The sequence below is a fragment of the Exiguobacterium sp. s91 genome (assembly GCF_018618915.1).
Taxonomy (GTDB): Bacteria; Bacillota; Bacilli; order Exiguobacteriales; family Exiguobacteriaceae; genus Exiguobacterium_A; species Exiguobacterium_A abrahamii.
In genome coordinates this window covers 1814422-1830300 of the sequence record NZ_JACSMZ010000001.1, presented here as the reverse complement: position 1 = coordinate 1830300, position 15879 = coordinate 1814422, and the positions used below count along the sequence as shown (strand labels likewise).

Sequence of the window (15879 nt, the reverse complement as noted above, 5' to 3'; positions counted from 1 at the left end):
CGCTTTTTTCACATTTGAGGATTATGATGAGGAAGAGTCGGGAACATGATATCCATGAACAGAAAGAGAGAAGGAGTGAAGAACCATGGAGACATTCGAACAAAAATGTCAGTCGTTCATTCAGGAACGACGACCTGAAGTCGGTCCGATTCAATTCGAGTCGGCGCGTACGTTTCTCAATGCACGCGGTTTAAGTGTCTACGAACGGATTTATCAAGGGAAAGAAGAAGTCCGATTAGCGTTCGTCGAGCAGACGAATGGTCAACAACTCGTTTCATTAATGGAAAATACATTCGGCAACGGACTGGTCTATTTTGTCTCAACGGCAACCGCGACATGGGATGGCGACCGTTTTGGTGAATACACGTTTTAAGTACATAGGGAGTCCCAGTCGATGACTGGGGCTCTTTCGTGTCGAAACCTAATCCTTGTCCCGTTCGTAAGGTAGATAAGTGACTCAGTTGAAGGAGGAAACGATGTGTCATCACTTGAACAACCTAAAACATCGACACGGCGGCTTGCGACCGTCTCGTTGATTTTCATGGCGGTCGGATTCGTCGTCTCATTGCCATTTAAAGAAAATGCGTGGGTCTTTTGGCTCCAGAGTGGTTTTGAAGCCGGACTCGTCGGTGGGATTGCCGACTGGTTCGCGATCACGGCATTGTTTCGCCATCCGCTCGGCTTAAAGATTCCCCATACGAACCTGTTGCCGAAAAATCGGGAACGGGTCATCGAATCAATCGTTCATATGCTCGAGACGGACTTGCTCAATAAAGAGAGTATCGTCGCGAAACTCCAGCATATGACGCTCGCAGATCGTGTCATCAAAATCTTACGTTCGATTCTCGTTCTACCTGCTTTTCGAGCGACCGTCACCGAGCTGTTGATTGGTTTAATTCGGAAACTACCGAAAGAGGCGATTCTTGAGTTTGCGAATACACGGGTGACGGAGACGATCAAAGCGTATCCGTCAAAACGGCTAGCTGTCCGAGCGATGCAATTGAACGAGGAACGTCGTCTCGACGAGTGGCTGATGGACCAGTTACTCGATTATGGGCAACGTCTGCTCGAAGACCCCGTCATCCGCGATCAGATTGGGCGCCTTGCCTATACGGCGATGATCGATCAAGAAAAGAATACGTTCTTGCGGGTGACGGCGCGAACCGTCCAAAAAGTCTATTCAGAAGAAAAACTCAGTCTAGTCATTCAAGGTGTCTTGCTGACGGTCATTCAAGATATGCGACACGTCCATCACCCGAATCGTTTAGCGATTCTTGATCATCTGCGTCGAAATCTGGCACAGTTATCGATTGATGAAGAGCGTCTAGCGAAAATCGATGCTTGGAAGGCAAGCGAGGTCGACCGGTTTGACTTCGTTCCGGTCATTGAACGCGCGTATGATGCTGGTTTGATCGAACTCGAACGCTACTTGACGTCAGATGCCTTCTGGACGGAACGGGCGATGCCAATGCTTTCGCGCGCTTTAGACGACTGGGAACAGCATCCGACATTCAAGGATAGCAGTGATCAATGGATGAAGGAGCAACTCGTTCGTTTCGTTGAACAAAATCACCAAAAAATCGGTGGACTCGTCCGCGAGAACTTAAACCGGTTCGATACGGAGACACTAATTCATATGATCGAGGATAAGGTCGGCAGTGACTTGCAATGGATTCGGGTCAACGGGGCATTGTGTGGATTCATCATCGGTTTGATCCTCGGTGCGATCAAGGTGTTCGTCGGATGAGCCGGTGGTCGTATGATTTGACGTTGTCGGAAGCATTTGATTTTAAAGGAATCGTGTCTCGTTTGACGGAAGACCCGTTACAAATCAAACAGGATGGTCGACTCGTCGTTCCGGTCTTCATCAACGATCAGGCATACATCACGACGATGGAAGCCATCGATGGTTACACGTTACGGATTGACGGTTCAGGACCGCAAACAGCGGTGCTGACGCAACTCAATCGACGCTTTCGACTCAATGAGCCAAATCCTGCGCAGCGTCTCAAGGCGACGTCGTTACACGCGATCGTCGAACGGTTCGGCGATGAACGACTCGTGCTTGATCATTCACCGTTCACGGCTTTGATTCGCTCGATCATTCATCAACAGATCAATCTCTCATTTGCCCATACGTTGACGGAACGTGTCTTTCGAACATTCGGAACGGTCAAGGACGGAATCATTCTTCCGCCGACACCGCGTCAATTAGCAACGGCGCGTCGCGAGGACTTGCTTGCTCTGCAACTATCAGGACGTAAAGTCGATTATCTGCTTGGTGTAGCGACAGCAGCGATTGATTATGATGCATTGACGTCAGCCGACGATGCAGAAATCGCCGAGACGTTGATTGCACTGAAAGGCGTCGGACCATGGACGGTCCAAAACGTCCTGATGTTCGGGTACGGTCGTCCGGACCTTTTTCCGGCATCAGACATCGGGATATTACGGGCTTTCGAACAGTTACTCGGTTACCGACCGACTGTTGAAGAGGCGACGCGACTGGCAGAGGAATTTGCCCCTGTCCGCAGTCACGCCGCCTATCTATTATGGCGTTCGATTGAATAAGGAACTATTCTTGTCACTCTATCGTGAGAACGGTATAATGAATGCGACAGAACGAGGAATCGTTCAGAATGCTAAGGGAAGCGACGTGTTCGCTAACGATAGAGGGGACGAATGTGGATGTATACAGATGAACAAATCATCGAAAAAGCCAATGAAATCGCCAAAATGATTTCAGAGACACCGGAAGTAGAACGATTTAAAGCGGCAGAAGCCAACATCAATGGGAATGAAAAAGTCCAAAAGATGATGAAACAAATCAAGTTCCTTCAAAAAGAGGCAGTCAACTGCCAGCATTACGGCAAAACAGAAGCACTCGCACGTGTCGAAGCGAAGCTCGATAAATTGTTCGCTGAGCTCGATGAGATGCCTGTCGTCCAACAGTTCCAAGAAACACAAGAAGAAGTCAACGGACTTCTCCAATACATCACGGTGACGATCTCGAACGGGATTACGGATCAAATCATCGAAGCGACGGACGGAGATGTTCTCGCTGGTAAGACAGGTAGCGGCATGGAAGCAGAAAACAAAAGCGGCGGTTGCGGCTACTAATCACGAAATGAACGAAAAGCCGACGGACATCCGTCGGCTTTTTCTACGAATGAGGTGGAAGAATGGAAGCAGTACACAACACTCCGATGATGAAACAATACTTCTCAATCAAGGCGGATTATCCGGATGCCTTTTTGTTTTATCGACTCGGTGATTTTTACGAATTATTCTTTGAGGATGCCAAAAAGGTCGCCCATGAACTGGAGTTGACGCTGACGGCGAAAAACGGCAAGAACGCGGAACATCCGATTCCGATGTGCGGCGTGCCCCATCACGCAGCGAACGGCTACATCGAACAGTTGATCGAGCGTGGTTATAAAGTGGCGCTTTGTGATCAAGTCGAGGATCCGAAGTTGACGAAAGGACTCGTTAAACGCGAAGTCATCCAAGTCATCACACCGGGAACGTTGATGTCTGCGTTGACGGAAAAAGAGAATCGATACCTAGTAGCGGTCGTCGAACAGGACGGTCGCTTTGGAATCGCTCGCGGAGATGTCTCGACCGGTGAGAGTGCCTTGACTAGCGTTGCGACACTCGACGGTGTAGTCAAAGAACTGAGCATCATTTTGCCACGGGAAATCATCGTCACGACAGAAGAACATGAGACAGCACTCGCACACTTACGGATTCCGCTGACGCGTAGTTCACAGCGCGAGACGCATCCACACGGTGATCGTGCGATTGATACAGCCCAAGCGGAAGCCTTTGCGGTTCTCTATGCCTACATGCACGATACACAAAAACGAGCGTTGACACATCTACAACCCGCTGTCGTTTATGAGGCGAGCGATTTCATGCAACTCGAACCGAATACGGTCAAGAATCTTGAGCTCGTCCGCTCGGCACGGACAGGAGACAAGAAAGGTTCGTTGCTTGGTTTACTTGACGTGACGGGTACAGCGATGGGCGGACGGATGCTGAAACGCTGGCTTGAAAAACCGTTGTTATCGGAACGCGTGATCACCGAGCGGCTCGACGCTGTCGAGGAATTGTTGCAACACTACTTCGAACGTCAGCAATTAAAAGATACGTTACGAGAGGTCTATGATCTCGAGCGACTCGTCGCAAAAGTCGGTTACGGTACGGCGTCTGCGCGCGACCTCGTTCAATTGAAGTCGACGTTACGGCTGATTCCCCGCATTCAATCAGCGCTCGAGGAGATGATGAGCGAACGTCTTGGTCAGCTCAGTCTCGGACTCGATCCGCACGACGAATTGAGCGATTTGCTCGATCGTGCTTTCGTTGAAGCACCACCAATCTCAACGAAAGAGGGCGGAATGATTAAGGCTGGTTATTCAGCAGATCTCGACGAGTTACTCGTCGCCTCAAAAGACGGAAAGACATGGCTTGCGACACTTGAAGCCAGTGAACGGGCAGCAACCGGCATCAAGACGTTGAAGATCGGCTACAATCGCGTCTTCGGTTATTATATCGAGGTATCACGAGCCAATGCCAAGCTGTTGCCAGAAGGACGGTATGAACGGAAGCAGACACTCGCCAATGCCGAACGGTATATCACACCGGAATTAAAAGAAAAAGAAGCGCTGATCCTAGGGGCGGAAGAGAAGAGTGTCACACTCGAGTACGATCTCTTCTGTGGAGTGCGCGATGAAGTCAAAGGACATATCGAAAGCTTACAACGGGTCAGTCGCCGGATCGCGGAACTCGACGTCCTCGTCGCACTGGCTGAGATTGCCGAGACGCACGACTATGTCCGACCAATCACGACGACGGGACGAACGGTTGATATTCAGCAAGGACGTCACCCGGTCATCGAAACAGTCTTACCGCGCGGTGAATACGTCGCGAATGGGATCACCTTAAACGAAGGACGCGAGATGCTGTTGATCACTGGACCGAACATGTCCGGTAAATCGACCTATATGCGACAGTTCGCCTTGATCGCCTTATTGCATCAAATCGGCTCGTTCGTACCAGCTGCTCAAGCGGAACTGCCGATCTTCGATCAAATCTTCACCCGGATCGGGGCAGCAGACGACCTCGTCAGTGGACAGTCGACATTCATGGTCGAGATGGTCGAGACACAAGAAGCCTTGACGCGTGCAACGGACCGGTCTTTGATCCTGCTAGATGAAATTGGTCGCGGGACCTCGACGTACGACGGGATGGCACTCGCACAAGCAATCGTTGAACACATCGCCCGGCACGTTGGAGCGAAGACGCTATTTTCGACCCATTATCATGAACTGACGGTGCTCGAAGAATCGATTGATCGATTAGCGAACGTTCACGTCCGTGCCGTTGAACAAGATGGGCGTGTCGTCTTCTTGCATGAAGTACGCGACGGAAAAGCCGACCAATCGTACGGAATCCATGTCGCGCGGTTAGCTGATTTACCGGACAGCTTGATTGAGCGGGCGCAAGTCCTCTTGTCCGAGTTCGAGCAGGCAGAGCCTATTCCGGTCGCAGCACCTGTCAAAGCTCCTGTTCAGGAGGAGCCGGTTGATCAACTCAGTCTGTTCTCAGAAGCGGATCCGCTGCGTGAGACGATGGCGAGTCTTGATTTAATCAACATGACGCCACTCGAAGCATTGAATACGCTGTACCGCCTACAAGCCGAAGCGAGAAAGTGAGGAGAATGCAGTGGGAATCATTCGTGAATTATCCGATAGTTTAGCGAACCGGATCGCGGCGGGAGAAGTCGTCGAACGACCAGCATCGGTCGTCAAGGAACTGGTCGAGAACGCACTTGATGCCGGTGCGACACAAATCGATGTCGAACTCGAAGAAGCTGGAATGAAACGGATGACGATCCGCGACAACGGACACGGGTTTTACCCGGATGACGCTGAACTGGCTTTCGTCCGTCACGCGACGAGTAAGATTAAGGATGAGCATGACTTATTCCGAATCAAGACACTTGGTTTTCGTGGAGAGGCACTTGCCTCGATCGCGTCCGTCAGTAAAGTGACGTTGAAGACGAAACGTGAGGACGCGGAAGGGATTCAAGTGACGCTTGAGTACGGGACGGTCGTCGAACGGACACCAGCAGCAATGAACCGGGGAACGGAATTGACGGTCGAGCATCTCTTCTTCAACACACCAGCACGGCTGAAGTATTTGAAGACGACGCATACGGAACTAGCTGCGATCACGGACGTGCTGAACCGGATGGCGTTTGCTCATCCAGACGTCAAACTTCGGGCTACCCATGAAGGAAAGACGTTGATCCAGACGAACGGATCAGGAGACGTCCGGCAAGCGCTGGCGAGTGTCTACGGTCATCAAACGATTCAAGGAACGTTGGTCGCCAAGGGCGCGAATGCCGATTATCAATTGACGTGTCATCTCGTCAAACCGGAAGTGACCCGTGCCTCGAAGAATTACATTACGTTGATTCTCAATGGACGTTCGGTCAAAAACTTCGCCCTGACGCAAGCGGTCTTGAACGGTTACCATACACTCTTGCCGATCGGGCGGTATCCGATTGCAGTCATCGAGGTGACGATGGATCCACTCCTGATCGATGTCAACGTTCACCCGGCGAAACGAGAAGTCCGTCTTTCAAAAGAGATGGAGCTCTGCCAGTTGATTCAGGAGACGATCAAGATGACGCTCAGCCGGGAGACACTGATTCCGAAAGTGACGCCACCGAAACCAAAAAAAGATCCGAGTAGCCAAGAAAAACTCGATTTTTCTTACGTCGCGGAACCAGTCGAAGAGACGTCATCGCGAGCGGTCTGGAATTATCCGATTCCGAAAAAGCCGCAAGAGGACGATCGACCATCTGAAGTGCAATCATTACCGTTTAGCAACGAGGATGATCTGTTCGAGCCCATCGCACCAGTCAAGCAGGAGTTTACTGAACCGATTGAGGAGCCACCCGCGCGTCCGCGCTTTCCGCATCTCGACGTCATCGGTCAACTCCATTCATCCTATATCGTCTGTGCCGGGGAAGACGGGATGTATATGATTGATCAACATGCAGCACAGGAACGGATCAAATACGAGACGTATAAGGTCATGTTCGGTCGACCACCGGAACAACGACAGCAATTGCTCTTACCGTATACGTTTGAAATCTCGTCGGATGACATGAAACGGATGGAGGAAGTCCTTCCGTTGCTAAAAGACGTTGGCATCGAGTTCGAAGCATTCGGTCCACAAAGCTTCATCGTCCGAGAAGTTCCGACGTGGTTCCCGTCACATCGGCAGGAAGAGACGATTCAGGAATTACTCGATGAAGCATTGATGAAGCGAAAAATCGATCTCGAGACGTATCGGGAAGATGCCGCCATCATGATGGCGTGTAAGAAATCGATCAAGGCGAATCATCCGTTGAACGATGAGATGATGCGCCGGTTGATTGACGATCTAGCGAAAACGGAAATGCCGTTCACGTGTCCGCACGGACGTCCGGTCATCATCGAATGGACGACGTATGAACTTGAGAAGTTATTCAAACGGGTCATGTGATCAAGATGAGGAGACGATTCCATTCAGGTGTCGTCTCAGATTAAAAAAGGGAGCTGACTCAAAAGTCAGTCTCTACAAATAAGAATGATGTGTCTTTTCACGCACTTTCCTCAGGCGAGACACAAGCCAGTTTTCCTGCTTCATTTAGACAGGAAAACTGGCTTGTTTGTCTCTAAAGCGCATAAATGTGCTTGTTCTTGTAGGAGTTGCGTGTGACACGTCATTTTTTTTAATCAGTCTCCTTTTCGTTCGTCTCGAATCATTTATTGTACTGATACACGACTGACTGGTTTATGTTTGTGCTAATACAAAAAAGGTATGGATTTTCATGAGAACGGTTACTTCAGTTGATTAACTAGATTTCATTGATTGTTGAAGGAAAGAGGCGGATAATAAGACCCGAAACTGTTAACAAGGGGACCTTTATCATGTTGTCACGCGTTATGCGTATCATTCAAATCATTGCTCAAATCGCACTTATTTTTTGTTTTTCACTCAGTGGGGACTGGGTGAGCGAAACTTTCCAGTTACCATTACCCGGTAACATCATCGGCTTGATTCTGCTGTACGTGACGTTAAAAAGTCGATTGCTTCCTCTCGTCGCTGTTGAACGGGGCGGAACCTTTCTGCTGTTCGTCATGCCGTTATTCTTTGTCCCAGCACTGTCCGGAATCATGGATTATACGGCATTCCTTCGAACATCTGGTCTTCAAGTCGTATTGATTGTTGTCGTCAGCAGCCTGCTGACGTTAGTCGGCTCAGCGTACATCGTCGATCGCTTGGCACACCGGAAAGAGGCGGTGACCCCACATGAGTGAGACACTGTTCTGGATCATCCTAACCATTCTTTTATTCAGTGGCGCGATGTTTCTTTACCAACGTCATCCCCGTGTCTGGACGTTGCCGATCCTGACGGTGACGGCTGTCTTGATCGTGATTCTCGTCTATAGCGGCGTCTCACATGCAGAATACATGCAAGGGGGACAATACTTGTCGAAGATGCTCGGTCCAGCGATCACGGCATTTGCGATTCCGCTCTACCGGGTCCGGCATCACGTCCGCCGTTTTTTACCGGAAATCGGACTTGGTGTGTTGCTTGGAACCTGTATTGCGATGAGTTCAGATTTGTTACTCGGTCTGCTGCTTCATCTCGAGCGGACGACGAACCTTGCCTTGTTACCGAAATCGGTCACGTTACCCGTTGCCTTAGCGATCTCACAAAAAGCAGGCGGGACGACGACGTTGACGGCTGCCTTCGTTTTATTGACCGGATTGACGGGATCAATCGTCGGACCAAAATTAATGACGGGCTTGAAAATTCGGCACTTCGTCAGCCGTGGAGTAGGCTTGGCATCGATTGCCCACGTCATGGGCGCGACGAAATCGATGAGTCTTGACCAACGGGAAGGGGCGGTCGGTCTGTTGACGATGGTCTTGACGGCTGTCTGTGCCAGCATTCTCGCACCGTTTTTAATCACATGGTTATATGGCTAAACACTCTGTTTTTTCAACGGAGTGTTTTTTTGTAACCGATTGAAACTTGTCGACCACTTTTGCAGTATAGTACAACAGAAAACAGGGTGGAGGAGAAGAGGATGATCATTTGGATTAACGGTACGTTTGGCGTCGGGAAGACGACAGCAGCAAAAGGATTACAAAAGCGTTGGAGCAGATCATACATTTTTGACCCGGAAGAGACAGGCTATTTTTTACGAGCGCAACTGCCGGAAAACAAGGATGATTTTCAGGATGAGCCGTTGTGGCGCACGTTTAATCGACAGCTCATCGAACAGCTCGATACGGAAGATGCGCGGATCATCGTACCGATGACCTTGACGAATCCAGCGTACTTTCAGGAAATCATCGGAACGTTACGCGAGACTGGGCATGATGTCCGTCATATCGCCCTGATGGCGAAGGAGGCGACTGTCAAACGCCGCCTGATCAGCCGCTTTGAGCGTCCAAACTCGTGGGGCGGTCAACAAGCGGAACAACGACTACGGCAATTATCCGATCCGCTGTTCAGTCAACAGATCGAGACGGATGATCTGACGAAAGGGCAAGTCATTGATGCGATTGCTCTCGTGACCGGGATCGGACTCTCGCCTGCCCGATCGTAAAGGATTCAAGAGGGATGTTTCCGGGAATCATTAGATGATAATAGATGAGGAGGAAACAATCTTGAACGAAGGGCAACTTATTGCTAGGAGGATTTATGAATATGAAACACTGGATGACTGAGAAATTGGGCAGACAGTTGATGGCGATTTTTTATAGTGTCTTTGCACTAAGTGTCATCACATCGGTTGCCAGTTATTTATACGTGGATAATGCAGACGGTCGGACGAAGGAGCAAGTACTTGACCAGTTACAAAAGACACAATGGTTCTGGTTCTTGAACTTGATGATTTTTTTATTTTGTCTATTGTTCATCGTCCGTCCCTTAATTCATCGTGTGACGTCACAACTCCGCGAATTGAACGTCAAGAGTCGTCGCCTTGCAGAAGGCAAGTCGATTTCGCTCGAACATGATGTCGACAGCCATAATGAAGTCGGTCAATTGACTGCATCGTTTTACCAGATGGCACGGTCGATCTCATCACAACATGCGGAATTGTCAACAAAGAATCAAGAAATGGAACACAATCAGGAAGTATTGAAGCAAAAACAGAATGAGCTTGAGCGTGCTCTTGAAGTGACGCGGACGAATGAACTCCATTTGCAGGATCGGAATGAACTGATCGAAACGCTTGCTTCAAAGGAGAGTTTATTCGATTACTCGTCTGTCATCAGTACGATTGTCCGGTTGACGAAGACAGAGTTCGGGGCATTGTTATTGATCAAGAATAATGAAATCGCGCAAGTCGTTCCAAAAGAAATGACAGAAGAACAACAAGAGAGTTTAAAGACGGAGTCGTTACTACTAAAGCGAGTCATGATTTCAAAGGAAACCGCACATTCTTCAAAAAAGGTCGCGAACGACGACCTGATCAAGTATCCGTATCACGTCTATGAAGGTGTCATTCCGATCATGGATCCGGCAAAAGAAGAATTGATTGCTTGTCTTTATCTAGCACGGTTTGACGCACCATTCAACCAACAGGATTTAGCGGAACTGGAATCGTTCTCAAAACAGATTGCGATCTCATTGATGCGAATGTCACTCTACGAACAGATGGAATACGAACGAAAAGAGACGGCACAACTGCTGAATTCCGTTCGGGAAGCGATTCTCTACATCAAACACGAAGAGAAGACGATCTTAGGAAATCAGGCGTTATTCGATATCTTCCAGTTGTTACAAGTCGAAGAAGACAACGATTCGATGACCTTCCTCGAAGTCCGACCGGAAACGATGTTCGAGCAGATGGACCAAAAGGAAGCGTTTGAAGCATACTTTGAAGAAGTCTTATCGGGTGAGATTCCGGAGGGCATGTTCTCCTTGTCGATCGACCAAGGGGAATACTTCATTCAAGTCTATGCCGAAGCCATTGCGCACGGGGGACATTCAAAAGGAACGATTCTCGTCTTCCGTGACGTCACGGCTGAGACAGAAGTCGACCGCGTGAAGTCGGAACTCGTCTCAACGGTCTCGCATGAACTTCGAACACCGCTCTCTTCAATTTATGGCTTTACGGAGCTCATGTTGAAACGGGATTTGGATCCTGAGCGGAACAAGCGATACTTGCAGACGATTCACGATGAATCAAAACGTCTGACCGATCTCGTCAGTGACTTCTTGAACGTCCAGCGGATGGAGTCAGGAAAGCAAGAGTATGACAAACAAATCTTTGATCTGAAAGAAATCGTCAAGGAACAAATTCAGTTTTATCAAGCAGCGACGGAGCAACACAGTCTGAAACTTGATTTGAATGATGAACAGGACTTCATGGTCGAGGCAGATGCGAACAGCATGAAACAGTTACTCGGTAATCTCTTGAATAACGCGGTGAAGTACTCACCGGACGGCGGGGATGTCGTCGTGACGATGACCCACCAGCACAATCAAATCGAACTCAGCGTTCGCGATTTCGGGATCGGGATTCCAAGCCACTCGATGCCGCATCTATTCAGTAAGTTTTACCGGGTCGACAACTCAGACAGCCGAAAGATTGGCGGGACGGGACTTGGATTATCGATCTGTAAGGAAATCGTTCGCGCACATGATGGCAATATCGAAGTCGAATCGATCCTTGGAGAAGGAACGGTCTTCCGGGTCAAATTGCCGAGTGCGACAGACGCGTTACTCGAAGCAGAATGAAGAGACGAAGAAGAGGCGATATCATGCGCCTCTTCTTTTTTGTCGTTTCACGTGTGAGATTCGTCCAAATTCATGCGTTTGGCTAAAACGAGTAAGATGCAGACATTTGAACGATAAATCGAACAGATTGATGACAGAACGGCTGAAACAGTTGAAAAAATCGTAAATTGTGCAGGGATTGCGAACGTTTCTGTACTCTCGCTATAGTGATTACAAAAAAGCGTGAGAGGAAGAAGAATCATGGAGAGCTTAGAAGCGTTACTCACACCACCGCAAGATATCGAACAAGAGAATGCAAACATTGATGGCAAAACACCGCTTGCGAAATTACAGCGGATTGCTGGAGAAGCAGCGCGACAGATGATGCGACAACATCTCGAAGCAGATGTCTTGCAGGCGCTTGACGACAACATCTTGTATATCCACGACGCCGATTACTACGTGACGGGTACGACGACTTGTGCCCAGATTCCGCTCGGTCAGCTACTCTCAAACGGATTTCAGACGACACACGGTTCAATCCGACCAGCGCAAGACATCCGTTCCGCCCTTGCCCTTGCAGCAATCATCGTCCAGGCGAATCAAAACATGCAGCATGGCGGACAAGCCTTCGCAACCTTTGACGATGATGTAGCACCATTCGTCGAAAAGACCTACCAACGCGAATGGACCAAACTAAATGACCTCGTGCCGCATTGGAAGCGACGCAAGCGGGAGCGGCGCGCATGGCAGGAGACGTATGAAAAGACGTTTCAGGCGTGCGAAGCGTTCATCCATAATACGAATTCGATGCATTCACGCGGTGGGGGACAGGTACCGTTTTTATCCGTCAATTATGGAACGAATACGACGCAGGCAGGGCGGCTCTTCCAGCGCGCCTTGCTGACAGCGACGGAACGCGGGTTAGGAAGAGGGGAGACGCCGATCTTTCCGATTCAAATCTTTAAAGTCAAACAAGGCATCAACCTGTCACCGACAGACCCGAACTACGATTTGTTTCAACTTGCCACCCGCGTGACAGGAAAACGACTGTTTCCGAACTTTGCGTTTCTTGATGCACCATTCAACCGTCAGGAGCAACCGGGGGGAGCCGAAGTCGCGTACATGGGATGCCGGACCCGTGTGTTTGAAGATCGTGGAGATATCCCGTCCGTCACAGGACGAGGGAACTTATCGTTTACGAGCATCAATCTCGTCCGTTTGGCACTCCAAAGTAAAACCGTCGATCAAATGTTCGAAGCCGTCCGAGAGACGACAAGACTTGCATGCCGGCAACTCATCGCGCGTTATGAGTTCCAGGCAAGTCGAACGGCTGACGCGTTTCCATTTTTATATCAACATGTCTGGAAAGACGGTGAGACGCTAAAAAGTACAGATCAGGTGGGTCCGGTCCTCAAGCACGGGACGTTAGCGGTCGGGTTCATCGGTCTCGCGGAATGTTTGACCGTCCTGACGGGGAGTCATCATGGGTATTCCGAATTGGCGCACCAGATTGGTCTTACGCTGATTCAAGCGATGCGAACGGTCGTCGACAACTATGGCGAGATGACGGGATTGAACTTCAGTTTACTGGCAACTCCAGCTGAAGGGTTATCCGGTAAGTTCACACGTCGTGATGCTAGTGACTTCGGTGAAATCAAAGGAGTGACCGATCAGCCGTATTACACGAATTCCTTTCATATCCCTGTTGACGCCCCCGTGACGATCCGTGAGAAGATTCAACTCGAAGCTCCGTTTCATGCATTATGTAATGGTGGACATATCACCTATGTCGAGACAGATGGTGCCCTTGCTGGAAATCCGCAAGCGATTGAAGACATCGTTCGTTTAATGGCGGAAGCTGGAATCGGCTATGGATCAATCAATCACCCGGTCGATCGTTGTCTTGATTGCCGAACGGAGCAGACGATTGAGGATCAGTGTCCGGTTTGCGGAAGTAAATCCATCGAACGGATTCGACGGATCACAGGATATCTCGTTGGTACGCTGGACCGCTGGAATGAAGCCAAACGGGCTGAAGAGCAGAATCGGGTGAAGCACGATGCTACGCGTTCTTTCCCTTCTTCCTGACTCTGTCGTTGACGGTCCCGGTTTGCGAACGGTCCTGTTTCTTGCCGGTTGTCCACACCACTGTATCGGCTGTCATAATCCATCCTCCTGGGACCCGACAGGTGGAGTGGAGTGGACGATTGAAGAAACAGTAGAACGGATTCAGGCGATCGGAAATCGTCGTTTGACATTGTCCGGTGGGGAGCCGATGCTTCAAGCGGTAGCACTTGTGCAACTTCTCGAACGACTTGGACCAGATTATGACGTCATTTTATATACTGGCTATGTACTAGAGGAAATCTTACAGCGTCGACGGTGGCATCCACTAATACTGCGACTAGACGGACTCATCGATGGTCCGTTCATCCTGTCGAAACTCGACCGAACGACACGTTTTCGGGGCAGTACGAATCAACGAATTTATGATCGACAGCAACTGCAAAAAAGAGTGTTACACAAAAACAAAAACTCCCCCGTCTCATCAGACAGGGGAGAATCAGATCATGCATATTTTTGTTCTTGATCGACGGATTCGACGACTGCGAGTGTCGTCGTCCGTCGTTTTTTGATGAAGAACGATAAAATCAATGCCGCGAGTGCAAGTAACGTCGCGATGAAGAACGTATCGTTGATTCCTTCGATCATCGCCTGCATTTGCAACCATTCCGGATTAGCGGCTTCAGGTTGTGAAGCGAGTTCCGGAACGTGATGTTTCGTCCGCGACGTCATGATCGTCACGAGAAGACCTGAACCGATCGCACCCGATACTTGTGACAACGTATTGTTCAATGCCGTACCGTGTGGCGTCAAGTGTTGCGGAATATGGTTCAACCCGTTCGTCATGACGGGCATCATGACCATCGAGATTCCAAGGAAACGTAGCGTATACATGATGACGAGGAACGCGTATGACGTATCCGCCGCTAATTGACTAAACGAGAACGTCGTTAAGACCGTCAGTGATAAGCCGATGATCGCAAGGATCCGAGCACCGAATCGGTCGAACAGACGACCTGTGATTGGTGACATAATCGCCATGACGATCGCACCCGGTAACATCAAGAGACCAGAGTGAAACGGTGAGATACCGCGAATCGTCTGGATATAGATCGGCATCAAGATCATTGCGGAGAACATCGACATGTTCAAGACCATCGAAATTCCTTGCGATAAAGCGAACATCGGATAACGGAAAATCCCGAACTCAAGCATCGGTTCTTCGAGCATGAATTGACGTATAATGAAGGAAGTCAGACTGATTACACCGATGATCAACGATCCGATGACCGTCCAAGACCCCCATCCGGCAGAACCAGCGGAACTAAATCCATACAGCAATCCACCGAAACCAAAGCTTGAGAGAACGAGTGAAAATAAATCGAGTTTCAATGTGCTACGAACCGTCTCTTTCTTCAACAAGAAGGCACCCGTGAAGAGCACGAGTAATGCGATCGGAGTGACGAGATGGAACAGCATCCGCCACTCATAATGTTCAAGAATCCAGCCGGACAATGTGGGTCCGATGGCTGGGGCAAACGTGATGACAAGTCCGAAGATTCCCATTGCTTGTCCGCGTTTTTCGATCGGGAAACCGGTCAAAAGAACGTTCATTAGCAGTGGCATCATGATCGCAGAACCAGATGCCTGCATCATCCGCGCACCGAGTAGAAGCGGGAAGACGTGTGCTTGTCCAGCGATGATCGTACCGAGTGAGAACAGCGTCATCGCCGTCAAGAACAGTTGACGTGTCGAAAACTTCTGGACAAGGAATGCTGACGTCGGAATCATGATTCCGTTGACGAGCATATAGCCCGTCGTCAACCACTGGGCGGTGCTTGCCTGAATACCGAATGATCCCATGATCGACGGTAAGGCGATATTAAGTAACGTTGAGTTCAGGACCGCAACGAACGCACCTGCCATAAGGACAGTTAAAATTAAATAAAGTCGTGATGATTGCTTGCTTGATTGCATTTCGTTATGCTCCTTTTGTACTATGAGTCTAAAATGTT

General features: G+C 49.5%; 13 protein-coding genes. 12 read left to right on the top strand and 1 reads right to left on the bottom strand.

The window, feature by feature from the left end; all coding sequences use genetic code 11:
- Positions 1-85: 85 nt before the first annotated feature.
- The 12 genes from KNQ06_RS09545 (at position 86) to KNQ06_RS09490 (ending at position 14390) form a co-directional block, all read left to right on the top strand.
- The gene (locus KNQ06_RS09545) at positions 86-373 is read left to right on the top strand and encodes a hypothetical protein (RefSeq protein ID WP_029341204.1); all 288 of its coding nucleotides are present in this window, start codon (positions 86-88) and stop codon (positions 371-373) included.
- A gap of 105 nt (positions 374-478) precedes the next feature.
- Positions 479-1747 (top strand): DUF445 domain-containing protein, encoded by a 1269-nt coding sequence (locus tag KNQ06_RS09540; protein WP_294747432.1) that lies wholly within the window; start codon positions 479-481, stop codon positions 1745-1747.
- Positions 1744-2571: a DNA-3-methyladenine glycosylase family protein gene (locus KNQ06_RS09535; protein WP_215148086.1), complete on the top strand. Its 828-nt coding sequence runs from the start codon at positions 1744-1746 to the stop codon at positions 2569-2571. Before KNQ06_RS09540 ends, KNQ06_RS09535 begins: the two co-directional genes overlap by 4 nt.
- Before the next feature lie 111 nt (positions 2572-2682).
- Positions 2683-3120, top strand: coding sequence for a YlbF/YmcA family competence regulator (locus KNQ06_RS09530; protein WP_023467714.1), 438 nt, complete (start codon positions 2683-2685; stop codon positions 3118-3120).
- A gap of 62 nt (positions 3121-3182) precedes the next feature.
- On the top strand, positions 3183-5714 hold the full coding sequence (mutS, locus tag KNQ06_RS09525; protein WP_215148084.1) for a DNA mismatch repair protein MutS: 2532 nt from the start codon (positions 3183-3185) through the stop codon (positions 5712-5714).
- 10 nt (positions 5715-5724) lie between these two features.
- Complete coding sequence (gene mutL, locus KNQ06_RS09520) at positions 5725-7557, top strand: DNA mismatch repair endonuclease MutL (RefSeq protein ID WP_214769184.1); 1833 nt, start codon at positions 5725-5727, stop codon at positions 7555-7557.
- A 428-nt stretch (positions 7558-7985) separates the two neighbouring features.
- Positions 7986-8375: a CidA/LrgA family protein gene (locus KNQ06_RS09515; RefSeq protein WP_050677344.1), complete on the top strand. Its 390-nt coding sequence runs from the start codon at positions 7986-7988 to the stop codon at positions 8373-8375.
- Positions 8368-9051: an LrgB family protein gene (locus tag KNQ06_RS09510; protein WP_055967125.1), complete on the top strand. Its 684-nt coding sequence runs from the start codon at positions 8368-8370 to the stop codon at positions 9049-9051. The genes KNQ06_RS09515 and KNQ06_RS09510 overlap by 8 nt, the downstream gene beginning before the upstream one ends.
- A gap of 101 nt (positions 9052-9152) precedes the next feature.
- Positions 9153-9677, top strand: a complete 525-nt coding sequence (locus KNQ06_RS09505; RefSeq protein ID WP_215148082.1) for an AAA family ATPase — start codon at positions 9153-9155, stop codon at positions 9675-9677.
- Positions 9678-9778: 101 nt separating this feature from the next.
- Positions 9779-11818 carry an ATP-binding protein gene (locus tag KNQ06_RS09500; RefSeq protein ID WP_215148080.1) on the top strand — a complete coding sequence of 680 codons (2040 nt, stop codon included), beginning with the start codon at positions 9779-9781 and terminating at the stop codon, positions 11816-11818.
- Between the two features lie 240 nt (positions 11819-12058).
- A complete protein-coding gene (locus KNQ06_RS09495; protein WP_215148078.1) occupies positions 12059-13888 on the top strand; it encodes an anaerobic ribonucleoside triphosphate reductase in 1830 nt (609 codons plus the stop codon).
- Positions 13860-14390: a 4Fe-4S single cluster domain-containing protein gene (locus tag KNQ06_RS09490; RefSeq protein ID WP_215148076.1), complete on the top strand. Its 531-nt coding sequence runs from the start codon at positions 13860-13862 to the stop codon at positions 14388-14390. Before KNQ06_RS09495 ends, KNQ06_RS09490 begins: the two co-directional genes overlap by 29 nt.
- On the opposite strand, the gene KNQ06_RS09485 is transcribed toward KNQ06_RS09490, so the two are convergent.
- On the bottom strand, positions 14369-15841 hold the full coding sequence (locus KNQ06_RS09485) for a DHA2 family efflux MFS transporter permease subunit (protein WP_029341214.1): 1473 nt from the start codon (positions 15839-15841) through the stop codon (positions 14369-14371). The genes KNQ06_RS09490 and KNQ06_RS09485 overlap by 22 nt on opposite strands.
- Positions 15842-15879 lie beyond the last annotated feature (38 nt).

Coding starts and splice junctions, on each gene's coding strand:
- KNQ06_RS09545 (WP_029341204.1), top strand. CDS start 86: ATGGAGACATTCGAACAAAAATGTCAGTCGTTCATTCAGGAACGACGA.
- KNQ06_RS09535 (WP_215148086.1), top strand. CDS start 1,744: ATGAGCCGGTGGTCGTATGATTTGACGTTGTCGGAAGCATTTGATTTT.
- KNQ06_RS09530 (WP_023467714.1), top strand. CDS start 2,683: ATGTGGATGTATACAGATGAACAAATCATCGAAAAAGCCAATGAAATC.
- mutS (WP_215148084.1), top strand. CDS start 3,183: ATGGAAGCAGTACACAACACTCCGATGATGAAACAATACTTCTCAATC.
- KNQ06_RS09515 (WP_050677344.1), top strand. CDS start 7,986: ATGTTGTCACGCGTTATGCGTATCATTCAAATCATTGCTCAAATCGCA.
- KNQ06_RS09510 (WP_055967125.1), top strand. CDS start 8,368: ATGAGTGAGACACTGTTCTGGATCATCCTAACCATTCTTTTATTCAGT.
- KNQ06_RS09505 (WP_215148082.1), top strand. CDS start 9,153: ATGATCATTTGGATTAACGGTACGTTTGGCGTCGGGAAGACGACAGCA.
- KNQ06_RS09500 (WP_215148080.1), top strand. CDS start 9,779: ATGAAACACTGGATGACTGAGAAATTGGGCAGACAGTTGATGGCGATT.
- KNQ06_RS09495 (WP_215148078.1), top strand. CDS start 12,059: ATGGAGAGCTTAGAAGCGTTACTCACACCACCGCAAGATATCGAACAA.
- KNQ06_RS09490 (WP_215148076.1), top strand. CDS start 13,860: ATGCTACGCGTTCTTTCCCTTCTTCCTGACTCTGTCGTTGACGGTCCC.
- KNQ06_RS09485 (WP_029341214.1), bottom strand. CDS start 15,841: ATGCAATCAAGCAAGCAATCATCACGACTTTATTTAATTTTAACTGTC.